The organism is Mucilaginibacter polytrichastri (assembly GCF_001911425.1).
Taxonomy (GTDB): domain Bacteria; phylum Bacteroidota; class Bacteroidia; order Sphingobacteriales; family Sphingobacteriaceae; genus Mucilaginibacter; species Mucilaginibacter polytrichastri.
In genome coordinates, this window is the sequence record NZ_MPPL01000001.1 from 4,562,910 (window position 1) to 4,588,497 (window position 25,588).

The following is a 25,588-nucleotide window of genomic DNA, read 5'->3' on the forward strand; positions in this document are numbered from 1 at the left end:
ATCTTGATTCCTGATTCTCGACTCTCGATTTTAAATCTACTTCTGCTTGGCTATCCAGGCATCAATCTTGGTTTCTAAAACCGCTAACGGCATTGAACCATCTTTTAAGATCTGGTTGTGGAACTCGGCCAGGTCAAATTTGCTGCCCAGCTCTTTTTCTGCTTTGGTACGCAATTCACGGATTTTTAATGCCCCAATCTTATAGCCTAACGCCTGGCCCGGGATGGCCATGTAACGCTCAATTTCGGCAGTGGCGCCTTGTTCGCTGATGGCTTCGTTATCCATCATATATTTAATGGCTTCCTCGCGGGTCATGCCTTTGGTATGGATGGCCACATCTACCACTAAACGTACGGCACGGTGCATTTCATCACCTAGGGCACCCATATGCTGGTAAGGGTCGGTGTACAAACCAAGCTCTTTACCTAATGATTCGCAATACAATGCCCAGCCTTCTACATAAGCATTATCGCCACCAAAACGGCGAAATTTAGGCAATGAGGTATTTTCCTGCGTTAAAGAGATCTGGTAATGGTGACCAGGGATTGCTTCGTGCAAAAACAATGATTCCATACCCGAAGTGGTGTTAAATTTGGTAGCATCTAAAATAGGCACATAAAATATACCCGGGCGGCTGCCGTCGGCACTACCCTGGTTGTACTCGGCACTGGCCGATGCAGCACGGAAGGCCTCAGTTTGGCGAATTTCGAAAGGTGTTTTAGGCACATGGTTAAACATCTTCTTCAGGTTTGGCTCCATCCGTTTGTGGATATTATCGAAAGCATCCAAAACCTCTTTAGGTGTTTTATATGGCATAAACTTAGGGTCGTTTTTCATATACTCGAAAAACGCTTTTAAATCACCCTTAAAACCAACTTTGTTTTTGATGCTATCCATCTCCATTCTGATGCGTGCAACTTCCTTTAAACCCAGCGCATGAATCTCTTCAGGCGTTTTATCAGTGGTAGTCTGTTGCTTTACCAAATACTTGTACATACCGGCGCCATCTGTAATGGCAGCGTAGCCCGAAGTAGCGCGTGCATGTGGCAAATAAGTAGTTTTAAGGTAGTCGCCTAAACCTTTATAGGTTGGTACGATTTGGGTCATGATAGCTGTTTTGTAAGCCTCAGTTAAACGTTTCTTATCAGCATCAGAGAAACTTTTTGGCAAGCTGTCAATCGGCCCGTAGAACAAACTTTTTTCTGGCGATGCTACGATCATGCTTTCCATTTGCGGGATCATTTTTACCACCAATGCTTTAGGCAATACATCGCCTGCCTTAATGCCTTTATCAAAATTAGCTTTAGCGGTATCGGCCCATACTTTAAATGCAGATACCCTTTTTAACCAGTTATCATAATCTTTAACGGTTTTAAATGGCTGCGCTCCGGTACCAGAACCCAGCTGACCGAAAGCCAATGGCAGCGAAAAAAACTGGTTCATTGGCAGGTACTCAAAATGATGCGCGTAACCGGCAATATTAATGCCCATTTCGTAATTGAAAATATCATACGATAATTGATCTTCTTCGTTCAGGTCTTCTCGTTTAAAGGCTTTAAGCTTGTTTAAATAGTCTGCATAAAAATCATGCGACTGTTTAATAAATGCTGCCGAGCCATCATTGGGCAACAGATCATTATAACGATTATCACCGGCATAGGTAGCCTCCATCGGGTACAGCTTCAGGCGGTCTTCATAATAGCTGTCAAACAACCTGGCAATATCCTTACTGCCAGATGTTGTTGTTGACGACGTGCTGGCACCAGGCTGCTTACAAGCTGTAAACAAAGCGGCAACGCACAATAGCGTATAAATTTTTTTCATCGTGTTATAGGGGTTAATGTTTAAAAGTAGGCATTTAAGTGTTAGCGAACAAAAGCTAGTTTGAGTGCTTACTGAGGAAAAATATAATAATCCTTGCGCGCATTTGCAACACGTGCTTAATATGGCGAAGCATTTGCAATGCTATTCAACCGGGCATTATAAATGCCCTACCAATACGCACGCGTTGCAAACGCGCGCGAGGAATGACAAGTATAAAACACTTTTGTCATTCAGAGCGATAGCGAAGAATCTTCTTCAACTAATAGGTCTACGACATTTTTAAAGGCGGCCAATCCATTATATCCTTATTTAAGAAATTCCAGAAAGGATTTTCATCTTCAATTAAGTTTGACTTCTTCTCGCGACTCCAGCCTTTAATTTCTTTCTCTCTTTCAATAGCGTGGTCGATATATTGATGTCTTTCGAACCATACCAAATAGTAACATTTGTATTTACTGGTGAAAGTATTTTTAGAACCTTCATTGAAATAGTGTTCGTATAACCTTCTGTCCAGATTGTTCGTTACGCGGGTGTATAAGACAGTTTTGCTCGAGTTAGTTAGCATGTAGGTGTAGAAATTATAATTAGGCATAACCTAATATAATACTTGCTTGCGAACTTACATGACGCAGAAGATTCTTCGCTATCGCTCTGAATGACAAAGGGAGCTACACCAACAAAAAAGCCCTTTGGAAATCTCCAAAGGGCTTCAATATTTATATCAAATGCTGTATTAGATTAATAACCTAACCGGCTCTTCTAATAATGATTTAAGGGTTAATAAAAAAGCTGCTGCCGAAGCGCCATCAACCACACGGTGATCGCTGCTTAGGGTTACTTTCATTACGTTACCTGGCACTACAGCGCCGTTTTTAACAACAGGCACTTGTTGGATACCGCTAACCGCTAGGATAGCAGCATTTGGTGTATTAATAATTGCGGTGAATTCATCAACACCAAACATACCTAAGTTAGAGATGGTAAAGGTTGAACCTTCCATTTCGTTAGGCTGAAGTTTTTTATCTTTCGCTTTTTTAGCAAATTCTTTTACTTCAACAGAAAGGTGGCTTAATGATTTGCTATCTGCAAATTTAATAACCGGTACTAATAAACCTTCGTCAACTGCAACGGCAACACCGATGCTTACGTGCTCATTGGTACGTATCTTATCGCCCAACCATGATGAGTTGATAGCTGGGTGTTGTTTTAAGGCAACAGCACAAGCTTTCAGCACGAAATCGTTAAATGATATTTTAACAGGCGCTACTTCATTGATCTTGACACGTGCTGCGATAGCTGCATCCATATCTATTGACATGGTTACATAGAAATGCGGAGCAGTGAACAAGCTTTCGGCCAAACGTTTACCAATTACCTTACGCATTTGCGTAACCGGTTTCTCGGTAAATTTCTCTTCGCCTAAAACAGTTGGTAAAGAGATAGGTGCAACAGCTTTGGCAGCAGGCGCAGCACTTGCAGATTCTGCAGGGACAGCAGCCGGTTTGGCTGATGGTGTATATTCTTCAACATCCTTTTTCACAATGCGGCCGCCTTCTGCGCTGCCTTTAACATCGTTTAAGTTGATGCCTTTATCTTTAGCTATTTTGCGGGCTAATGGCGATGCTTTAACACGGCTATCATCTTCCGGCGAACCGGTAGCGTCAGACGGTGCCGCTGCTTCTTCTTTAGCAGCTACAGGAGCCGCGTTAGGCGAAGCATCGGCAGTTGCAGCTGGTGCCGGTGCAGCATTACCTTGTTGTAACAACGGGGTAATGTCGGTTCCTTCTTTACCTACAATAGCAATAATATCATTTACCTGGGCAGCTTCGCCTTCTTTTACACCAATGTAAAGCAAGGTGCCTGCTTCATATCCAACAACATCCATGGTAGCCTTATCGGTTGCTACATCAGCCAGTGAATCATCTGCTTTTACTTTATCGCCAACTTTAAAGTTCCATTTTTCAATGGTACCCTCTGTCATGGTATCGCTTAAAAGCGGCATACGGATCACAATTGCAGGGATGCTGGAAAGGTCGACAGCAGGAGCCGCAGGTTTTGAAGTATCTGCAGCTGGTTGCGGAGCAGGGGCAGCTTCGGCAGCAGCCGCTGGTGCAGGTGCCTCAGCGCTAAGGGCGGCTTTATAGTCCTCTCCCTCTTTACCTAAAACAGCAATAACCTGGTCTACCGGTACAGCGCTGCCTTCTTCAACACCGATGTATAATAAAGTACCATCCTGGTATGATTCAAAATCCATGGTAGCTTTATCAGTTTCAATCTCGGCTAATACATCGCCCGATTTAACTTTATCGCCAACCTTTTTGTGCCACTTTGCAACAACACCTTCGGTCATGGTGTCACTCATTTTAGGCATCTTTACTACTTCGGCCATAGTTTATTGATAAATATTTTGATATATAAATTTAGTCTTTGATGTAAGGATAATCTTTCTGTACGTATACATCGGTATACAGTTCAGATGCATCCGGCCAAGGAGATTCTTCAGCAAATTTAACTGCCTCGTCCACCTGTGCTTTAATTTTCGCTTCAATTTCCTCAAACCATTTCTCGTCTGCATAGCTATTGGCTTCAATAGCTTGTTTTACGATTTCGATCGGGTCTTTAGCTTTGTAGCTTTCAACCTCTTCTTTGGTACGGTATTTTTGCGGGTCGCTCATCGAGTGGCCTTTGTAACGGTAAGTACGCATCTCCAAAAAGGTTGGTCCTTCGCCGGCACGTGCGCGGTCAACAGCTTCGTTCATCGCATTGTGAACAGCAACCGGGTCCATACCATCAACCGGTGATGACGGGATACCATAAGGGATACCCAATTTGTATATATCAGTTTCGATAGTGGTACGCGCAACAGAAGTACCCATAGCATAACCATTGTTTTCGCAAACAAAAATTACAGGTAGCTTCCATAAGGCAGCCATGTTAAAAGTTTCGTTTAATGCACCCTGACGTACGGCACCATCGCCCATGTATGTAACACAAACACTGTCTGTACCTGCATACTGTTCGGCAAATGCAATACCTGCACCCAATGGGATCTGGCCACCAACAATACCATGCCCGCCAAAGAATTTGTTTTCCTTGTCAAACATGTGCATCGATCCGCCTTTGCCTCTGGAGCAACCGGTAATTTTACCATACATCTCGGCCATTACAGCGTTTGGATGTGTGCCTTTTGCAATTGCATGTGCGTGATCACGGTATGCGGTAATCAAACTATCTTCGTGTTTAAGCACAGACATTGCCCCAGCTAATACAGCTTCCTGGCCAATATATAAGTGACAAAAACCTCTGATCTTTTGCTGTCCGTATAGTTGTCCGGTTTTTTCTTCGAACTTGCGCATCAGCAGCATTGACTCGTACCAATGAAGGTAGGTGTCTTTAGTTATTTCAATTGAACTCATCTGTTAAACGATCCGTTTCTTTTTAGAGAAAGCGCAAATCTAATTATATCTGTTAAAAAAAGGAAACTACAACACATTTGTTATGAATTATTATTATTGCACTACATTTAAATGACAATAGGCCTTTAAAAGCGCTGGTAATTAACCAAAAGTTTATTTTGTTTCAAATTTTGTTTCTTTAGAAATAAATATACCTTTGTATGAAACAACAGACATATGTGTATTGTTTAAAGTACAACTGAAGTTTAAACTAACGAGTTAACCGATTTAAATGAAGAAATACGTCCTCGCTATCGCCCTAATGCTGAGTATCTTAGGATCTCAGGCCCAAACAAAAAGCGTTCCAAACGCCACTGCCGATAAACCGACAGATGAGGAGCAAAGCTTAGCAAAAGATTACTTTTCACAAGTTATGGGTGTTGCTTTATCAGCAACGTCTAACGTAAAGCTATTTCAATTTGTGTACGACTGGGTTGGTACCCCTTACCGTTTCGGTGGAAACTCTAAAAAAGGCATCGATTGTTCGGCCTTTACCAAGCAACTTTACACCAACGTTTTTAACTTAACTATCAAGCGTAACTCGCGCGATATTTTTAGCATGGTTAGCCCTGTTGGTAAAGATGACTTAAAAGAAGGCGATTTAGTTTTCTTTAAAATTCACAGCCGCAGCATATCGCACGTGGGCATTTACCTGGGTGCCGGCCGTTTTGCGCACGCCTCTATGAAAGGCGTGGCTATCAGCAACCTCGACGACCCTTATTACAACCGCTACTTTTACAAAGGCGGCCGTTTATTAGATGTGTTTAAAGAACAACTCGAAAAATCGAGCGACGTACAATAAAACCTCTAATTCATATCACAAGTACTAAAAAAATCCTTTCGTAACCGAAAGGATTTTTTTTGAACCAGAAAAACTGCCTGATTATTTAGCATTGTCTGTTGTATCGCGCACCAGGCCTATGCCCGAGAAGAAAAACAACAACGATATAATGCCAACAACTACCATTGTTGTAACATTGCCACTATGCTGTATAATACCGATACCAGTATAAATTAGCCCTATTATACCTAAAATGGTAAGTACAGCCCCGAAAGTACGTTTTAAATTCATTGTTAAATATTTAAAATTGAGTATATTAACTGCGTTATTGATCTCTTAATTTATTAGCTAATAATGGCACCAACAGCAATATTGTTTTATCTTTTGATAATAATTGTGGTAATCGTAATGTTTTCTACAGCGGTTACCATTAAACAGGGTACTATAGGTGTAGTAACCGTATTTGGCAAGTATAAACGCATTATGCTGCCTGGCTTAAACTTCAAGCTCCCTATTATAGAGCAGCTTTACACCCGTATCTCTATCCAGAACCGCTCGGTAGAACTCGAGTTTCAGGCCGTTACTATCGATCAGGCCAATGTTTATTTTAAGGCTATGCTACTCTACTCTGTAATGGACCAGAACGAGGAAACCATTAAAAACGTAGCCTTTAAGTTTATTGACGACCGTAACCTGATGCAGGCTCTGGTGCGCACCATCGAAGGTTCTATCCGTGCATTTGTGGCCACCAAGCGCCAGTCGGACGTATTGATTCTGCGTAAAGATATTGTGGAGCATGTGAAAGACCAGATAGATGCTATACTGGAAGGCTGGGGTTATCACTTGCAGGATCTGCAATTGAACGACATAACCTTTGACGAAGTGATTATGAAATCAATGAGCCAGGTGGTGGCATCCAGCAACTTAAAAGCCGCTGCCGAAAACGAAGGCCAGGCTTTATTGATCACTAAAACGAAAGCTGCCGAGGCCGAAGGTAACGCCATTAAGATTGCTGCCGAGGCCGAACGTCAGGCTTCACAATTACGCGGGCAGGGTGTAGCATTATTCCGCGAGGAGGTGGCCAAGGGGATGACAGTTGCCGCCAAAGAAATGCAGCACGCCAATATGGATACCTCCGTAATCCTGTTCACTATGTGGACTGAGGCCATTAAACACTTCTCTGAAAACTCTAAAGGAAACGTGATCTTTTTAGACGGATCGGCAGACAGTATGCAGCACACCATGAAAGAAATGATGAGTTTAAACCTTTTAAGTGACCAGCAGTCGAACAAAAAATAAGAAAAACTAACCCCGATATGAGAGCTGGATACGTGCGTTTGATTTGTGTAATGGCCTTCATTTTTACCAGCGTGTACACTGTAAAAGCACAATCATACCACCAGCTCAATGCTGCCGACTTTGAGGGAACACCGGAACGCGGTAGCGGCAATATCGCTTATACCAATTGTATGGTAGATTTTAGCTATAAACCTATGGTGTACAAGGGCAATTATAATCTTACTTTCTTTATCAGCATGAAGATGAATAAAGACAGATCCTGGATAGACCGTATGCGGGTTAATTCGCCCGAAATGCTGGCTGAGGTTTTGAAACACGAGCAAGGCCATTATATATTTGCTTACCTGATGCAGCAAGAAATGCAAAGCGTATTTAACAATATGCATTTCGGCAGCAATTATGAACAGCAGGTAAATACCGTTTTTAATGCCATTAAAAAGAAGTATAGCCAGCTGAACACCGATTATGACGAGGATACCAGCCACATGCAAAACCGTGCACAGCAAAACAGTTGGAACTTGTATTTTAAATCGCAATTGAGCCAGTATAATAACATAAAAATGGCCAGTAATGGCAGGTAATAAGCTTAATCAAACACCTTATACATCATGAAAAAGAATATCTTGTTATCAGCATTTATCGATAAACCTTACGGTGTGATTATTAAAACAAAGAAAACCCCTGCTAAATAGTATCTATATTAGTATCCAATGAAGGCCTTTGTTTTAATTGCAGCATTTATGATGATCGGCGTTGCCGGGTTTGCACAAAACTCGCCCAAGGCCTATTATATAGATGGTGTAAAAGCTACAGCGCGCGAGGCAAATAAAATAAAGGTTGATCAGCTTGCATCTGTGCAAATGGATAAAGATGGTGCGCATTATTACACAAAGCCTGTAGTACGCAAAAAATACTGGGCCTACCTAAGCGCTAAGTCATCAGAATATGGTAGAGCCGTACCCGACCCTGCTGATGATAGTAATGTAATTTACTTTATTAATGGCAATATGCTGAACAGTGGCTACGAAATGACCTTACTTGGCATTAACGACGAAAATTTCGGCAGCATAAAAATTCTTGACCAGGCTACACTGGAAAAACTTTATGGCTTCACTAATAAAACTTATGGTGTGGTTATTAAAACGCACAGGGTTAAGATGTGAAATAGATATTCTTCTCACCGGTCATCCTGAACTTGTTTCACTGTTGTCCGGTAAAAGTTTTCTTTAAAAAGTTTACCGGACAGCCGGAATCGAAATAGCTGCAATATTTTCCACAAAAGTTTTCGTAAAAGGCTATATCATAACCATAAAGGGTCTAATTGAAAGAAACCAACGATTATTCTCGAATTTTTACCGGACAGCCGGTTTTCGAAAACAAAAAAGCTTCAGCAAAAAGCATAGGCCTTACTTTTACAAACACAATGAAAAATGGCTTTTTTGAGTGCTTAAAGGCATATTTCAGATACCTGATTAAGTTTTACCGGACAACAGTGAACTTGTTTCAGGATCCCACATGCTAAGCTAACAATCAAAGTCTGCGACCTGTCCTGTGGGATACCGAAATAATTTCGGCAGGACGGATGGACTTATTTCCGCCTACCCCTGCCAGGGTTGCCTGTAAAAAAGCTTTTTCTTCTCGGCTCTGGTGGTGCACTCTCTTTAATTTCTTTCTTAGTCTTTACCTCCACATCATAATCGCGGGCCATTTTGGTTACACGCTCTTCGAGTGTTTCGGTAGTTAGTTTTTCGCGCAGGCTATCAACCATAATCGGGAATGCAAATGGTGTAGGCCGGTCAATTTCTTTGATAATAACCTGCTGTTTACTTATGCGCTGCAATGCCGCTCGCAACCGAAACTCTTCTAACTGGAAAGCCAGTGCCTCATTGTAAGCCTGCCGAACCAGCAGGTTATTAGGTTCGTACTCGCTGAATACCTCGAACAGTAAAGATGTTGACGCCTGCAAATGCCTGTTTTTAACCGGCTGGCCGGGATAGCCTGTAAAAACCAACCCACCAATGTGTGCAATATCCCTAAAGCGCCTGCGGGCCATTTCATTCGCATTTAAGCTATGCTGAATATCTTCCAACAGGTTATGGATCGAGAAAAGGTCCTGCTCCAAGGCTTCTTTCAGCAATACATCATCGTCTGTTAGCAATTCAAACCCATAATCGTTCATCGCGATAGAGAAAGTGGCTTTTTTTAATTTAGATAAGCGGAATGCAATAAGCGATGCCATGCCCTCATGCACCAGTCGCCCTTCGAAAGGATAAAACAGCAAATGATGACCATCCCTTGAACGGAATGATTCGATTAAAAACTCGTGGCTTTGCGGCAAGTGCGACAATTGCGATTGCAGGTTAAATAAAGGCTTCAGCGCAATCACCTCTTCATCCTGCTCTATTCCCCGCGCTACCTCATCAAGTTTATCGCGAAATACAGCCGCCAGTTGCGATGATAGCGGCATCCTGCCCCCCAGCCAGCTTGGGATCATTCCTTTTTTGGCGGTCGATTTTTTCACGAAAGCAGTCATTTCCTTCACCCGTATAAACTCCAGGCTTCGGCCTGCAAACCAAAAGGTATCGCCAGGCTTTAAGCGCGATATAAAATATTCTTCGATAGACCCCAGGCCTCCCCCATGCAACAGTTTTACCCGCAGGCTTACTTCGCTGGTAATGGTACCGATGCTCAACCGGTGGCGCATAGCTACCCGGCGGCTGTTCACTTTATATAGGCCATTCTCTATTTCTACCTTTAAAAACTCATCATACTGCGAAAGTGTGCTGCCACCTGTGGTAATAAAATCGAGCAACTGGCCAAACTCCCTCTCCCTAAGATCTGCAAAGGCATAGGTTGATTTTACTTCCTTAAAAAGTTCATCAGCTCTGAACCCGTCTGATACGGCCAGCGTAACCATGTACTGGATCAGCACATCCATAGCCAGCAAAACCGGGTCGCGGCTCTCGAAATTTCCGTTGATCATGGCCTGTTTTAAAGCGGCACCCTCCAGTAATTCCATTGAATGGGTTGGGATAAACCAAACCTTTGACGTAGCCCCCGGGTGATGCCCGCTCCTGCCGGCGCGCTGCATAAAACGGGCTACACCTTTGGGGCTGCCTATCTGTATCACGGTATCTACAGGCCTAAAATCAACGCCTAAGTCTAAACTAGAGGTACATACAACCAGCTTCAAGGCTCCTTCATGCAGGGCTTTTTCCACCCAGTTGCGCAACTCATTATCCAGCGAACCGTGGTGCATGGCCATAATGCCGGCATACTCGGGATAATTATCCAGAATAGCATGATACCAGATCTCAGACTGTGCCCTGGTATTGGTAAATATCAGCGTTGTGGTACTTTTAGCCACAATTTCCATCACCTCCGGCAACAAGGCCAAACCAATGTGCCCTGTCCACGAGTAGTTCTCAACACTTTGCGGGATTACCGATTTAATCACAATCTTCTTATCCACATTGGCCCGCACCATTTTTACCCGGTCGGTTGGGAAGTTATTGCCAAGGAGAACATCAGCTGCTTGCTCGAGATTGCCGATGGTTGCACTAATGCCCCAGATTTTTAGTTGCCGGGTGTCAGTTATCGGTTGTCGGCCCTTATCCGATACGGGGTTTTCGGACAACTGAGAACCGACAACAGACAACTTGCGCAAGCGTGATAGTCCTAATTCTACCTGCACCCCCCTTTTCGTCCCCAATAACTCGTGCCACTCATCTATTACAACTACCTCCAAATTCTTAAACATATTGGGATAATCTTTTTGGGCAAGCATCAGGTGCAGGCTTTCGGGCGTGGTGAGTAGTACTTCGGGCAGCTTTCTTTTTAAGGCTTGTTTTTCTGCTGCCGGGGTGTCGCCGGTACGTGTGGCGATGTTCCAGGGGATGTCGAGATCATCGCATACCTCTTGCATAGCCTTGCGGATATCATTGGTTAAGGCCCTTAACGGAGTTATCCAAAGCATGCGCAGGCCATTGTTGGTTTGCCTTTGGTAGGTGTCTGGATACTGGTTAATGTAACCGGCCAAAAATGGCAGAAACAGGGCAAAGGTTTTACCGCTACCAGTAGGCGCGTTCAGCAAGCCCGAATAACCAGACAGATAAGCATCCATCATTTCGAGCTGAAACGGAAACTGCTTCCACTTTTTGTACTTATACCATTCTTTTATTATCTGCTGCCCTTTGTCCATTCAATACTAATACATTAACGGTACAATAGTTGTTTAGGATTAGCATGCATAAAAAATATTTTATCCTGCCGCTGCTTTGCCTGGCCCTTGCCTGTAAACAGAAAACTGTAACAAACCTACATGCTGTAACCAGTACTAAAGATACTGTAAAACTGCCACCCGTTAGTGCAGCTCAGTTAATAGACCCCGGGAAAAGTATAGGCTTAACACACCTCAATGAAAGCCTGGATTCGGTAAGCCTTAAACTGGGTAAAGCCGACCGGGGCGATGCCGCCATGGGTGCAGCTTTTACTACCTGGTTTGCCAAGCATGATACATCGGGCTACCAAACCGATGTATATTCGCACCGGATGATGGGTGGCAAGGACGATAATACAAGCCGCGTAAAACTGATCCGCGTTACATCACCTTACTTTAAAACCATACAAGGTGTTGGTACAGGCTTAACGCTGACAGAAATTGGCAAGCATTTTCATGTAAAGCACATTGCAAATTATATTACAGGCACCGACACCTTAAAGGTGTATGATGATACCAAAGAGGGTATTTCTTTCGAGATTGATAAAGGTGATAAGTGTACCGGCGTATTGATACATGCACCAAAAGATGCAGCTAGCGGCTATTTGTCGATGCATCCAAATGCGCAGTATGTTATGGTGAAGAAGTAAATTTCACTAGAGGCACAATACTTGTATCTACCTATATGATAACAAAAACAGCCCTCAATTGAGGGCTGTTCAATGTAAAGGCACAATACTTTGTGCCTTTGGATGTATCTTCTAAACTATTTTACTGCCTGGCTATTCTTTTCAGGATACAGGATCAATTTAATCAGGTTAGTACCGCTCAGATATTTATTGGCAGCATCTTTAACCGTTTGCGGGGTTATCTGGCTGAGGTTTTTAATGTGATCTAAAACCAGATCGGGATTGGTACCCGTTTGAGACGAGCCGCTTAAATGACCTAACCAGAAACTGTTTTCTTTTAACTGCACTTCGGTAGATCGTTTTTCTTCGGCTGTAAACTTCTCTACATCTACCTGTTGGGCACCGCTCTCTTTAACTTTAGCTATTTCTTCCATAGTTGCAGCAATCAGCTTGTCAACATTAGCAGGTGCACAGCTAAAACTCACGGTAATGTTATACCTACCAACCGGAATTTTGCTGTAACTAGCTCTGATCTGTGGCGAATAAACACCGCTTTCTTTTTCGCGCAGGCGCTCAATCAGTTTAATGTTCAGCACTTCTTCAAGCGCATCCATTTGCAGGTTATTGCTTTCGTTATAATCATAATTACCGCTAAACACTAACTGCACAACGCTTTTATCGCCAATACCTTTGTAAACTGTTTTAGTAACCAGCCCTTGCGGCGCACGTATGCCCAGGTCTTTGTATGTTTCGTGGCTGTTGGTAGCCGGCAGGCTGCCTAAGTATTGCTCAAGCAAGGGCTTAATTTGTTCGGCATCAAAGTTACCTACCAGGGTAAATGTAAAACCGCCGGCATCGGCAAAACGGCTTTTGTAAAAAGCATATGCTTTATCAAGGCTGGCAGTATTAAGTTGCGCAACAGTAGGCGTTATACGCCTAAAGTTATGCTGGCTTAAAGTAGCCGCCACCGTATCAGCAAAAACACTTTGTGGGTCGAGGCTGCGGTTGGCCAATACAGATTTGGTTTGCGTTAGTGTAGACTGCCAGATATCGGCATCTTTACGGGGTTGGGTAAAATACAGGTATATTAACTGCAGCGCAGTTTCAAAATCTTTTGGCGATGTACTGCCAGAAATACCTTCGCTGTTTTCATTAATATATGGCGTTACATTAACATTTTTACCCGACAGCATTTTAGCAAGCTGAATCTGGTTAAAACCGGCAATACCGCTGCTGCCCACAATATTGTCGGCCATGTTGTCAGAAATAAAATCAGCATCGGGCGCTAATGAAGTACCACCCATACCATATCCTGTTATCAGGATCTCATCATTTTTAAAGTCGGTTGGTTTTAAGATTACCTTAACCCCGTTTGATAAAGTTAGGGTAGTGGTGCCAACCAATGCATCTTTTTGCTCGGCTGTAACTTTGCCTGCAACAGGCGGTGTAGCCAGCAAAGGCTGGGTGCTTACATTATCAACATAAGCTGTAGCACCTTTGCCTGCGGTATTAACCCAACTTAGTACGGTGGCTTCGTTAGGTAGTTTCGCTTTTTCCTTTTCGGGCGCCATGATAATAATATCACGGTTTTGGTCGCTTATAAATTTACCGGCCAGCGCGTTAATTTCGTTCAGCTTAATTTTATTGATGTTGTTTTTGTGGAACTGGTATTCCCAGTCTATCCCTGGGATTGGTTCCGACTCCAGGAAATTACGCTGATACTCGCCCACAAAAGATACCGACTTGGTTTTATCGCGTTCTTTCCAGGCATTTTCCATGGCTACCATCGTTGCTTCTTTGGCGCGGGTAAACTCGGTTTCGGTAAAACCAAATTTACGGGCACGCTCGGTTTCATTCAATACGGCATCAATAGCAAGCTTCAGCTGATCGGCTGATTTAGCTACCGCAATTTCAGTCAATGCATCCTGGCTACCCAAAAAGCCACTGTAATTTACCTGTCCAAACAAAAACGGCGGATCGGCTTTTTGCGTCAGTTCACTTAAGCGGTTGTTCAACATCTGATTAAAAATATTGGTCCGCATATCTTCCAGGTAACCGATAGTTGTTTTATCGTTATCTTTTGGGTGCTTAATAAAAATTTGCGCCATGGTATAAGGAAACTCCTTATCGGTAGCAATCTTCACTTTTGTACCGGCTTCATAAGGCACTGTATATTTAGTTCGTGCACGCTCATTAGCCGGGTTTTTTAATGCCGAAAAGTTATCCTTAATTAGTTGCTCAACTTTTTTAGGGTCAAAATCGCCCACCACAACTACCGCTTGCAAATCGGGGCGATACCAATCATGGTAAAAACTTTTAATAGTTTCTGGCTGAAAAGTTTTCAGGATATCTACTTTACCAATAGGCAAACGTTGCGCATAACGCGAATTATTAAGCACAACAGGTAGCCATTGTTGCTGTAAGCGTTGCTGGGCATTTTTACCGCGCAAGCGTTCTTCTTCCAAAACCACACCGCGTTCGCTGTTAATTTCGTCGGTATCGAAACTTACGTAGCCTGCCCAGTTGGACAGAATTGAAAATCCTTTTTCAAAAATCTTAACACTATCTGTAGGTAAAGGCAGCTGGAATACGGTTTCATCGAAGGACGTATAAGCATTTAGATCGGCGCCAAACTTAACACCAGATTTTTGCAGGTAATTTACCAGCTGATTTTTAGGAAAATCGCGGGTGCCATTAAAGGCCATGTGCTCGGTAAAGTGGGCAAGGCCTTGTTGCGGATCGCTTTCTAATACAGATCCTACCTTGTTTACCAGGTAAAGCTCGGCGCGGTTTTTAGGCTCCACATTTTTGCGGATGTAGTAAGTAAGGCCGTTGGGCAATTTACCGATAATTACAGCCGGGTCTGCCGGTATAATATCACCTTTAACGGTTACGGCAGTTATCGGTTTTTCGCGCGGCGATACCACAGGTTTTCTTTTAACCTGTGCAAAAGAAGCATTGGCTGCTACAAAAAGTACAATAGCCGCGTACGTATATCCCTTGTTAAAATTCATATAAAAAAATTGGGGTCTGAGTGTTAAATGAAATGGAAGAACATTTAAACCCAAAAATATAATTAAATGAATAAGAATAATACTTAATTACACTTTAATAATGATCTTCTTAATGTATAATGGATACATCATAACCCAGATAAGCAATACAAAAACAAGGGCATCAATAACAGAAGCATTTACCGGCGAAAAATGCGGTGCAAACAGCGTTTGATACAGGTAATCCATACCGCCCATTTTTTTGCCATTATGGTTAACTTTAATAAAGTTGATTAACCCCGGAACAATATCGGCCAGTATATAGGCACTGATAGAATTGGCACCAAACACCAGGAACGGCCAAAAAAGTTTCTTATGTCCCTGTACATCTATAAACCAGTAAGCCAGCGTTAAGCCCACAGTTGATATGCCACCTGCATACAATACATATGAGCTTGACCACAGTGCTTTGTTAATAGGGAAAAACAAATCCCAGATTAACCCTGCCACAATTGCTAAAATACCATAAGTAAATAACCAGGCTGTTTTTGTGTTGCTATCGCGGTCTGTACGTTTTATCCAGGTGCCTACCCGCATCCCAAAAAGAGCAGTACCCACAGATGGAAGCACACCCAGCAATCCTTCAGGGTCCCAGGTTTTGGACGATGCCCACAGGTGGTTAGTAGTAAACACAAGCCTGTCAATCCAAGCCCCCATATTGGTTTCAGGTTCCAGGTTTGGCGCATGGCCATCCGGTACAGGGATAAACGTCATGATGATATAGTAACCCACCAGCGAGATACCCAGCATCCAGTCGAGCGCTTTCTGACTGCTTTTTAGATACAAAAAAGTAGCAATAAAATAAACCACAGCAATGCGTTGCAATACACCCGGGAAACGCAAATGACTTAAACTAGGGTGATAAAATAACTGGATAAGCCAGCTAATGATAATCAGCGTTACCATGCGGCGAAAAGCATGCAGCAGCATTTTGGTATGGTTAGCGGTATCTGCCTTTTTACCCTGCATAGCATATACAATAGATACCCCTGCCATAAATAAGAACGACGGAAAAATAAGGTCTGTGGGGGTACAACCGTTCCATACCGCATGCTCCAGCGGCGGGTAAATATGCGCCCAGTCTCCGGGATCATTTACCAATATCATGGCGGCCATGGTAAAGCCGCGAAAAATATCAAGTGAAAGTAGCCGGGCTGGTTTTGCCGTTAGTTCTGATGTCATGGGGTTATCGTATAATCAGGTTTATAAACTGGATTGTAATTTAAAGTTTTTGCCGAACTAATCAAATACCACAGGTACAAAAAAAGGCTTCTTGAATAAAACAAGAAGCCTTTTAATATTCGGGCCAGGGCCAGATCCGGACAAATCCGAACCCGGCCCGATCCGAGTGAGAGATCTTTAACGTTTAACGTTATATAAATTTATAGCGCACAAATGCTTCCATTGCAGCGTACTCGGCCAGGCCAAGATCGTTGTAGCAACGGGCGGTATCTGCGTTACGATCTTCGGCACGTACCCAAAATTCGCGGGCATCATCGCCAGGGAAAACAGGCCTGTCTTTTTGCGACTGGTGTTTGAAGATAGCGTTACGTTTACGCAATACCTCTTGCGGAGAAAGCGGCACGGCCATTTCAATCTCATGAGTTTCAAATTCAAACCAGGCACCGCGGTAAAGCCACATCCAGCAGTCTTTAACCCATTCTTCGGTTTGGGCCAGGCGTTGCAGTGCTGCCAGTATAATATTAAAACAAACCAGGTGGGTACCATGCGGATCGGCAAAATCGCCGGCGGCAAATACCTGGTGTGGTTTTATTTTTTGCAGCAGCTCCATAGTTAAAAGGATATCCTCTTCGCCTACCGAATTTTTTTGTGTTTTACCGGTTTCGTAAAAAGGCAATGCCATAAAATGGATATTCTCATCTGGCAAACCTGCATAGCGGGCTCCTGAGATAGCTTCTGTTTTACGGATAAAACCTTTTACATTACGAATTTCCTTTGTATCGATCTGGTTAGGCTGTTTAGATGCCAGGAATGTACGCATGTTATCGTAGATCCTTTTCAGCTCAGAATTATCTGCGCCACGGCTGCCTTCAAAATCAATGGCAAATTCCATGTAGCGTAAAACGTCATCGTCCCAAACTGCGGTATTACCAGAAGTTTGGTAAGCTACGTGCACTTCGTGCCCCTGGTCAACCAGGCGAATAAAGGTACCGCCCATTGAGATCACGTCATCATCCGGGTGCGGAGAAAACACAATCGAACGCTTTTTGGCAGGGTTAGCTCTTTCCGGGCGTTGTGAGTCGTCGGCATTGGGCTTACCACCCGGCCAACCGGTAATGGTATGCTGAATCTGGTTAAAAATATCAATGTTGATGTTATAAACCGGGCCTTGTTCTACCGCTAATTGCGCCATGCCATGGTTGTTATAATCATCCTCTGTTAGTTTCAGGATCGGTTTTTTAACCGTTGTAGCCAGCCAGATCACGGCTTTCTTTTTCAGGATGTTAGTCCACACGCAATCTTTAACCAACCATGGGGTATCAAAACGGGTTAATTCTGATGCAGCACCCTCATCCAAAACAAATTCTACATGCTGAGAAAGTTGCAGGTAAGTAGCCGGCACATCGCCGGAAATCTCACCTTCAACAGCTTTTTTAATAATCGGCGCTTTCTTCTGGCTCCATGCCATCAAAACAATTTCACGGGCTTTAAAAATGGTACCCACACCCATGGTGATTGCCTTGGTTGGCACGTTTTGCTTACCACCAAAATCGCGGGCGGCATCACTGCGGGTAAGGTCATCTAGCGTAACCAAACGTGTACCCGAGTTTGGCGCCGAACCCGGCTCGTTAAAACCGATGTGACCTGTACGGCCGATACCCAAAATCTGCATATCCAGGCCGCCTAATTCTTCAATCTGTTTTTCGTAGTTGAGGCAAAATGCAGCAACAGCATCAGGGCTTAAAGTGCCATCCGGGATGTGAATATTGCTTTTTTCGATATCAATATGATCGAAAAGATTTTCGTTCATGAAGGTCACATAGCTTTGCGCAGCAGTTGGCTGCATCGGGTAGTACTCATCCAGGTTAAAGGTGATTACATTTTTAAAGCTAAGGCCTTCTTCCTTGTGCAGGCGTACCAGTTCCTGGTATACTTTAATTGGTGTTACACCTGTTGCCAAACCCAATACGGCTTTGCCGCCGCTTGTTTGCCTTGCCTTAATAAGGTCAGCAATACGTTTGGCTACCTGTACCGAAGCAATTTGCTGGTTGGGGTATACCGTTACCGGTAATTTCTCGTACCGGGTTTCTTCCAGAAGATTTAAACGTGCCATATTTAGCTTTTTTTATATGTATCTTAATATTAACTGCATAAAAAACTCCGCTTAATAACGGAGCTGCTTATACTTTCTCTTTATTGTAATTCTCCATCACCAGTACAGCGGCACCAACCAGTTCGGCATCAAAACCTAATTCTGATACCTTTAACCGGGTGTTGCTTACCAAACGCGGAATGCAATATTTATTCATGGCCTGTTGTATGGGCGCTAATAAAATTTTGCCAACCCGTGCCCCTCGGCCGCTCAACACAATAGTTTGCGGGTTCATGATGTGGGTAAGGATGGCCAATGCCGTACCAATTTTATACCCGGCATCTGCCAATAAGTCTATCGCGAAATGGTCGCCGTTATTCGCCGCTTCCATAATGGCATCACCCGCCATTCTTGCAGAGTAATTGACAATATGCTGCAGGCTCGAGATTTTACCGTCCTTAATACCTGCTATCGCTTTTTCAGCAACGGCCAGCATAGACGCTTCTGCCTCCAGGCAACCTTGTTTACCACAGTTACACAAAGCGCCACCTTCTGACAAAGGTATGTGGCTTAGTTCGCCCGCAAAGCCATCATAGCCGCGGAAAAGTTTACCGTTAATGATCATCCCTAAACCAATACCCCAACCCAGGTTAATTACCATTACTTCCTGCTCGGCTTTGGCAGCACCAAAACGTTGTTCGGCCAGGGCTATTAAGCTCGAGTCGTTATCGATAAAAACGGGCAGGCCTGTAGCTTCGCCAATATAATAGCGCAGGTTTTGCCCGTTGGCATCCAGATAGGTGTAGTTAATACCCTCTGTAATATTGATAAAGCCCGGCATACCGATACCTATACCGGCAATTTTTTCTTTAGCAATGCCGGATGCGGCAATATATTTATTAATGTAGTTGATGAGTGTTTTAAGCGCCTCATCATTATTTAATAATTTAAGTTCGAATGATTGTACGGCGACAATGGGTTCATTCAGCAAATCAAATAATCCAATGCGGACAGATAATTGATCCATAGCTACAGCCACAATGTATAACGCGTCTGCTTTGATGCTATATTTTAGTGGCCTGCGCCCCCCGCTGGATTGGGCATAACCTTGCTCTATCACAAAGCCTTCGGCCACCAATTCATTGATAGACTTGGCTACTAACGGAATACTTTTATCCAGATGGTCGCTTACCTCAGCACACGAAAGCTCTTCATTAAAATAGAAGTGCTTTAAGACTTTATCAGTCAGTCCGCTTTGCTTATCTGTTTTGGCTTTAACCTCCATCTACACAAACTTAAATTAAATTTTTAATAACTCCAAAATACTTTTTAAAAAAATTTAAAAAGTATTTTGGAGTTAAATGATCAACAAAAAACCCCGGCAATAAATTGCCGGGGCCGTATTAATAGTTAATAGTTATTCAGTTTTTACAGCTTAACAGGATTACCATATTTATCGCTGAACTTTTTATAAAGCTGTTTATGCTTATTGTTCAGGTCGATGTTACGGCCCTGAATATATTCGCTGGTAACATCCAGCGTTAACATATCAAGCGCATCGCCTGCAGAAACAAACAGGTTGGCATCTTTACCAACTTCTAACGTACCGGTAGTTTTATCGATACCTAAAATTTTGGCGTTATTGATGGTAATCATTGATAAGGCCTGCTCTTTGGTTAAGCCATAGCCAACAGCCTCGCCAGCCTCGAAAGGCAGGTTGCGCTGACGCCAGAAACCGATACCGGTTAAGCCGTACAATACACCCGCATCCTGCAACAGGTGCGGTAATTTATAAGGCAGGTAAACGTCGTCTTCATCTTTGTCAGGCAAGGTCTGGGTTTCTTTAATAATAACCGGAATGTTGTTTTGCTTCAACAGATCGGCTACGATATAAGATTCTTTACCACCTACAATAACAGCAGAGACATTAAACTTTTTGGCAAAAGCCACAGCTTGTTCAATCTCTTTTGCGCCATCGGCATTAATAAATACTTTTTTAGTACCGTTAAAAAGCCCAACCATTGCATCTAAACGCAAATTGTGTACCGCAGGCTTACCACCGGCTGCATAGCCCTGTGCTTGCGCAAACAGGCTGTAAATTGCATCTATTTGTTTTTGTGCACGCTCGGCAGGTGTTTCTCCTGTTTGTGGGGCACCGGCGCCTCTGCGGCCACGGGCTGCACGCGCAACCGGCCATGTAAGGTGTATACCGATATCTTTTTTGTAAGCGGCATCTTCCCAGTTCCAGCCATCAAGCATCATCACAGATGATTGGCCGGAGATACCACCGCCTTCGGGAGTTGGCTGCGCCAACAAAATACCGTTAGCACGTACAGTAGGGATCACCTTAGAATCTGTATTATAGGCAATTAATGAACGTACATGCGGGTTCAATTCACCGGTTTCCGTATCGTCAACGGTACCACGGGCACCTTCTTCAATTTCCACTAAACCTAAGGTGGTAATAGGGCAAATAAAGCCCGGGTATACCTGCTTACCGGCAGCATCTACAACGGTAGCACCTGCTGTTGCAGGTGCAGCACCTTCGCCTATGGCGGTAATTTTACCTTTATCAAAGGCAACATAGCCATTGCTGATTACGCGGCCGTTACCAATGTGGATGGTTGCACCTGTAATTACAATAGGCCCGTTTTGAGGCTTGGCAGGCACTATGGTCTCCTGTCCGAAGGCAAGTACCGAAGTGAGCAGCAATCCTCCAAAACCTAATAATATTTTCTTTTTCATGATTGAAACTGTGCTAAAGGATTACTTTTTATTTTGAACTGATTGCTGAGTTGCTGACTGATCTTGTACCAAGCCATTGTATGCATCGGCAACTACGTAAGCGCTTTCCTCAATATCATCGCAAGTGTATAACTGGCGGCGGCGGGGAGCACCTGCACGTTGTGTTGCAGAACCTGCATTTTTAATTTGCAGCATTTTTTGGATAATGCGGCCTTCTTCTGCCTTCATTTCTTTTTGGCGTGAAGCGTCTTTTTCATAATCCCAATAAGGCACACCGTCAACATAAGTTTTTTCTGCTACGGCATAAATAGAAAGCGGGTCTGCAGACCATAATACCAAATCGGCATCTTTACCGGCTTTGATACTACCTACACGGCCGTCAATGTGCAGCATTTTGGCGGGGTTAAGGGTAACCAGCTTCAATGCTTCTTCTTCGCTCATTTTACCATAGGTAACAGATTTACCGGCTTCCTGGTTAAGGCGGCGGGCCATCTCGGCATCGTCAGAGTTAATGGCAACTGTAATACCTTCAGCAGTCATGATGTTGGCATTGTACGGAATGGCATCCTGTACTTCCATTTTATAAGCCCACCAATCAGAGAAAGTAGAGGCAGCAATACCGCGTGCTTTCATTTTGTCAGCAACTTTATAACCTTCCAAAATGTGGGTAAAGGTATTGATCTTAAAGCCCATGCTATCTGAAACGTGCATCAGCATGTTGATTTCAGACTGTACGTAAGAGTGGCAGGTAATGTGGCGTGTATCATCGAGGATCTCAGCCAATGCTTCCAGTTCCAGGTCGCGGCGTACGTTGTTACCTTTTACAGCGCGTGCAGCTTTGTATTCTTTAGCGCGGGTAAAGGCATCTACATAAACCTGCTCTACACCCATGCGGGTTTGCGGAAAACGCACATTAGGGCCAAACTGTTGCGGCGAGTTACTTTGTTTTACGTTTTCGCCCAACGCAAATTTGATAAACTGCGGTGCGCCTTCATATTTCATTTGCTCTGGCGTAACGCCCCAACGGTGTTTAATGATATAGGTTTGGCCACCAATTGGGTTAGCAGAACCATGCAAAATGTGCGAGATGGTAACACCACCTGCCAGCTGACGGTAAATGTTAACATCGGTAGCATCCAATACATCGCCAATACGAACTTCTGAAGTTACCGCCTGCGTACCTTCGTTAACACCACCAGTCACAGCAATGTGCGAGTGCTCGTCTACAATGCCCGCAGACAGGTGCTTACCGGTTGCATCAATTACTTTTGCGGTACCTGCAGGCAGGTTTTTACCAATGGCTTTGATTTTACCGTTCTCAATTAATACGTCGGTATTTTTAAGGATACCGTCATTTTCGTTAGTCCAAACGGTAGCATTTTTAAATAGTGTTGTTTCTGCTTTAGGTACTTCAACATAACCGTAAGCAGCAAAAGGATAAACAACTGCACCAACAGGGCCAGGAGTTGCAGGCTGACGAGGGCCACCAGCTTGAGGGCCACCCTGACCTCCACGTGCAAAACCAGCACCACCAGCAGGTGCGGCAGGAGCCGGGCCGGTGTAAGCAGCAGTCCATTTAAATTCGGTACCATCTGGTGCTGTACCTGTACCGCTTAAAGTAACAGGCGACATTGATGAAATATATCCGCTCAGGCGAACAGTACCTGCAGGCTGACGAGAGGTAAAATAAATACCTAACAGATCGCCTGTGCGGGTAATGGTACCGGGTGTGCGGGTACTATCCGGGCCAAATGCTACGCTGTAAGTACCAGGGGTACCACTGATAGCCAGGCTTCCATTAGATACATCGCTTTTGAATGCATAAGTACCGCGCAGGTCGGTTATATCCATTTTGCTCACTACAAAGGGGCGGCCTTCCGACCATGTTTCGTAGATCACGTTATCTGCCTTAAACAAATTATCAGATGTGATAATAAAGTTGGCCAGTTTGCCTTTGGCAAGGGTACCTACTTTATCAGATACGCCCAGCATTTCGGCAGGTGCTTCGGTTAAAGCTACCAATGCTTGTTTTTCTGTCAGGCCACTGGTAATAGCGCTGCGTAAGTTAGTCCAGAAATCTTTTGAGGTGGTTAAACCGTAAGAGGTAATTGCAAATTTAATACCTGCTTTTTCTAAAGCTGCAGGGTTAGTCGGCGCCAATTCCCAGTCTTTCAATTGCTCATAAGTTATATTGCGGGCATCCAGAGGGTCTTCCACATCATAAGGGGCGGCAAAATTAAGCGGGATAATAAAGCTGCTGCCGGTAGCTTTCATAGCAGCAATGTTCTGGTATTCTTTACCGTCAGATTTAAGGATGTATTGTTTGCCAAACTCTTTGGCAATTTTATCGGCACGTAAAGCGCTTTGCATATCGCTTACCTCAAAAATCTGCGGTAAAGCCTGGGTACGGTTAAACTCATTTAAAGAGATATTATACTCTGTTTTTTGAGATTTATACCATGCAGCATCCAAATAAGTTTGGCGAATTAACGCGATGGTACCCATTAATGATGATGGATAGTTGGTGGCCGCAGTACCTTTGGTAAATGAGTAATTAGCCGATGCCTGATCGTTGATCACAACCAGGTTGTCGCGCTCGTCTGCAAGTGATACTACCGAAGATGTACCACGCGCAATACCATCACGTATCAGTGAGTTTACTGCTGCAAAGCCGTTACGCTTATATTCTTCTGCGGTGGCGCTATTAACATGGAAAATAGTTTTAGCATTTACATCCGGCCGGATAGCCTCGTTCCAACCGTAAGCACCGGCTTTGGTGGATACTGGTACAGACACCCGCGGGCCGCCAAAATTAAAGGCAGCAGTTTGGCGTGGTGCATCGGGCATACCATAGGTGGTGTAAGCATCTACAAGGCCGGGGTAAATGTATTTGCCTTTTAAATCTACAGTTACATAGCCTTTGGGTATAACAATACCCGCACCAACAGCTTCTATAACCCTATCTTTTACCAACAAGGTAGCGTTGGTTAATGTTTGCTCGCCACTAACCACAATGGTGGCGTTAGTGAAAGCGTACTGCCCGGGCCTTACATCCCACGCGCCATTAACCGGAAAGGTTTCTTGTGCACGGGTAAGTTGAACGACCAACAGGGCAAAACAGAAAAGTAAAATTTTTTTCATTTCGTTTAGTTGAGTTTAATCGCTCTAAATTATTTAACATTTTGTTCAAAATATTATAATATTACGTTGATCATACATTTGTTACAAGCTAATTTTAGATTTTAGACCTCTCATTTTATCGTATCTTCGCAAAAAATAAATTCAAAAAGCATGAATGCCTATACTATTTTCAAATATGCCCACTCTGGATTAAGGTATATCGTAGCTATCCTGTTATTGTTGGCTATAATACAGTCATTAGCAGGCTGGTTTGGTAAAAAAGCCTACACAGAGGGTAACCGCAAGGTTAATTTGTTTGCCATGATCTCGGCACACACTCAATTATTGTTTGGTTTAGTATTATATTTTTTGAGTCCGTTTGTACAGTTCAGTGCCAACACAATGAAGGATGCAACCACCCGTTATTGGACGGTAGAACACATCACCATGATGATAGCTGCGCTGGTATTTATTACCATCGGCCATGCCAAATCAAAACGTGCTAATACCGCTGAGGCTAAGCATAAAACAATTGCAATATTCTATATTTTGGCCGTTGTGATCATTGTAGTGGCACTTAGCGCAGGGCATGTGCCATTATTGGGTACGTCGGCATAAAAAAAAATTAACATTATTTTAACAAAATAATTTGCGTATTCAATTAAATATATAATATTTGTTCTCCAACATGATCAAAATCAACTTCATAACCAAAAGCTGGTGGCACCGTAAAATTACGGTAGCCGGAGGAGATTATTGATTAGACTTTACTAACCAATTGTAAACCTGATATTAGCCCGGCAGCAACCTCTGCCGGGCTTTTTATTTAAAAATATTTTTTAAACAACAAAAATGAACAAGCACACCATACAAACAACTTACAAAAAGCTACTGGCTGATACCACCACACCGGTAAGCATCTTTTTAAGATTGCGCGATGTTTTCCCCAACTCGTTACTGCTGGAAAGTTCTGACTACCACAGCCGCGAGAACAGCATGAGCTATGTATGCTGCGAACCCATTGCCGGGTTGGTTTTAACCGACGGCCAGCTTAAAAAGAAATACCCCGATGGCACACATTTTACCCTGGAAGAAGGCCGTTTTGACCTGGTAACCGAGGTAGACCAGTTTCTGAAAGATTTTGAGGTGAATGATCCCGGCCTTAAAATAATTTCTAACGGCTTTTTTG

18 protein-coding genes and 1 pseudogene are annotated in these 25,588 nt (G+C 43.5%); 7 read left to right on the plus strand and 12 right to left on the minus strand.

Annotated elements, in window-relative coordinates:
* Positions 1-36 precede the first annotated feature (36 nt).
* The 4 genes from RG47T_RS19605 to pdhA all read right to left on the minus strand — a co-directional run bounded on the left by RG47T_RS19605 (position 37) and on the right by pdhA (position 5,240).
* Positions 37-1,824 (minus strand): DUF885 domain-containing protein, encoded by a 1,788-nt coding sequence (locus RG47T_RS19605; RefSeq protein WP_074491141.1) that lies wholly within the window; start codon positions 1,822-1,824, stop codon positions 37-39.
* 268 nt (positions 1,825-2,092) lie between these two features.
* Positions 2,093-2,416 carry a GIY-YIG nuclease family protein gene (locus RG47T_RS19610; protein WP_074491142.1) on the minus strand — a complete coding sequence of 108 codons (324 nt, stop codon included), beginning with the start codon at positions 2,414-2,416 and terminating at the stop codon, positions 2,093-2,095.
* Positions 2,417-2,557: 141 nt separating this feature from the next.
* Positions 2,558-4,213: a dihydrolipoyl dehydrogenase family protein gene (locus RG47T_RS19615; RefSeq protein ID WP_074491143.1), complete on the minus strand. Its 1,656-nt coding sequence runs from the start codon at positions 4,211-4,213 to the stop codon at positions 2,558-2,560.
* Between the two features lie 31 nt (positions 4,214-4,244).
* Complete coding sequence (gene pdhA / locus RG47T_RS19620) at positions 4,245-5,240, minus strand: pyruvate dehydrogenase (acetyl-transferring) E1 component subunit alpha (protein WP_074491144.1); 996 nt, start codon at positions 5,238-5,240, stop codon at positions 4,245-4,247.
* A gap of 271 nt (positions 5,241-5,511) precedes the next feature.
* On the opposite strand from pdhA, the gene RG47T_RS19625 reads away from it, so the two are divergent.
* Complete coding sequence (locus RG47T_RS19625) at positions 5,512-6,081, plus strand: C40 family peptidase (RefSeq protein ID WP_074491145.1); 570 nt, start codon at positions 5,512-5,514, stop codon at positions 6,079-6,081.
* Between the two features lie 81 nt (positions 6,082-6,162).
* On the opposite strand, the gene RG47T_RS19630 is transcribed toward RG47T_RS19625, so the two are convergent.
* Positions 6,163-6,351, minus strand: a complete 189-nt coding sequence (locus tag RG47T_RS19630) for a hypothetical protein (protein ID WP_074491146.1) — start codon at positions 6,349-6,351, stop codon at positions 6,163-6,165.
* A 63-nt stretch (positions 6,352-6,414) separates the two neighbouring features.
* Between RG47T_RS19630 and RG47T_RS19635 the strand changes: the two genes are divergently transcribed.
* The 3 genes from RG47T_RS19635 (at position 6,415) to RG47T_RS19645 (ending at position 8,522) form a co-directional block, all read left to right on the plus strand.
* Complete coding sequence (locus tag RG47T_RS19635) at positions 6,415-7,359, plus strand: SPFH domain-containing protein (protein ID WP_074491147.1); 945 nt, start codon at positions 6,415-6,417, stop codon at positions 7,357-7,359.
* Between the two features lie 17 nt (positions 7,360-7,376).
* Positions 7,377-7,940: a DUF922 domain-containing protein gene (locus tag RG47T_RS19640; protein ID WP_083627465.1), complete on the plus strand. Its 564-nt coding sequence runs from the start codon at positions 7,377-7,379 to the stop codon at positions 7,938-7,940.
* 129 nt (positions 7,941-8,069) lie between these two features.
* Entirely contained in the window at positions 8,070-8,522 is a 453-nt protein-coding gene (locus RG47T_RS19645; protein ID WP_074491149.1) for a hypothetical protein, read from the plus strand.
* Between the two features lie 425 nt (positions 8,523-8,947).
* Here the strand turns inward: RG47T_RS19645 and RG47T_RS19655 are convergent, their stop codons facing one another.
* The gene (locus tag RG47T_RS19655; protein WP_083627466.1) at positions 8,948-11,560 is read right to left on the minus strand and encodes a ligase-associated DNA damage response DEXH box helicase; all 2,613 of its coding nucleotides are present in this window, start codon (positions 11,558-11,560) and stop codon (positions 8,948-8,950) included.
* 44 nt (positions 11,561-11,604) lie between these two features.
* Here RG47T_RS19655 and RG47T_RS19660 point away from each other — a divergent pair, with 44 nt between their 5' ends.
* Positions 11,605-12,228 carry a hypothetical protein gene (locus RG47T_RS19660; RefSeq protein WP_074491151.1) on the plus strand — a complete coding sequence of 208 codons (624 nt, stop codon included), beginning with the start codon at positions 11,605-11,607 and terminating at the stop codon, positions 12,226-12,228.
* Positions 12,229-12,344: 116 nt separating this feature from the next.
* On the opposite strand, the gene RG47T_RS19665 is transcribed toward RG47T_RS19660, so the two are convergent.
* The 6 genes from RG47T_RS19665 to RG47T_RS19690 form a co-directional block, all read right to left on the minus strand.
* Positions 12,345-15,221, minus strand: a complete 2,877-nt coding sequence (locus RG47T_RS19665; protein WP_074491152.1) for a M16 family metallopeptidase — start codon at positions 15,219-15,221, stop codon at positions 12,345-12,347.
* An 87-nt stretch (positions 15,222-15,308) separates the two neighbouring features.
* Complete coding sequence (locus RG47T_RS19670) at positions 15,309-16,442, minus strand: acyltransferase family protein (RefSeq protein ID WP_074491153.1); 1,134 nt, start codon at positions 16,440-16,442, stop codon at positions 15,309-15,311.
* A gap of 190 nt (positions 16,443-16,632) precedes the next feature.
* Complete coding sequence (gene nagB, locus RG47T_RS19675; protein WP_074491154.1) at positions 16,633-18,555, minus strand: glucosamine-6-phosphate deaminase; 1,923 nt, start codon at positions 18,553-18,555, stop codon at positions 16,633-16,635.
* Between the two features lie 67 nt (positions 18,556-18,622).
* Positions 18,623-19,819 carry an ROK family transcriptional regulator gene (locus RG47T_RS19680; protein ID WP_074491155.1) on the minus strand — a complete coding sequence of 399 codons (1,197 nt, stop codon included), beginning with the start codon at positions 19,817-19,819 and terminating at the stop codon, positions 18,623-18,625.
* A gap of 143 nt (positions 19,820-19,962) precedes the next feature.
* Positions 19,963-21,279, minus strand: a complete 1,317-nt coding sequence (locus RG47T_RS19685) for an amidohydrolase family protein (RefSeq protein WP_074491156.1) — start codon at positions 21,277-21,279, stop codon at positions 19,963-19,965.
* A gap of 21 nt (positions 21,280-21,300) precedes the next feature.
* Positions 21,301-24,420 (minus strand): amidohydrolase family protein, encoded by a 3,120-nt coding sequence (locus RG47T_RS19690; RefSeq protein WP_074491157.1) that lies wholly within the window; start codon positions 24,418-24,420, stop codon positions 21,301-21,303.
* Between the two features lie 150 nt (positions 24,421-24,570).
* Between RG47T_RS19690 and RG47T_RS19695 the strand changes: the two genes are divergently transcribed.
* Both RG47T_RS19695 and RG47T_RS26840 read left to right on the plus strand, forming a co-directional pair.
* Positions 24,571-25,017: a cytochrome B gene (locus RG47T_RS19695; RefSeq protein WP_074491158.1), complete on the plus strand. Its 447-nt coding sequence runs from the start codon at positions 24,571-24,573 to the stop codon at positions 25,015-25,017.
* Between the two features lie 234 nt (positions 25,018-25,251).
* Positions 25,252-25,588 (plus strand): annotated as a pseudogene (locus tag RG47T_RS26840) (anthranilate synthase component I family protein); the annotation flags it as partial.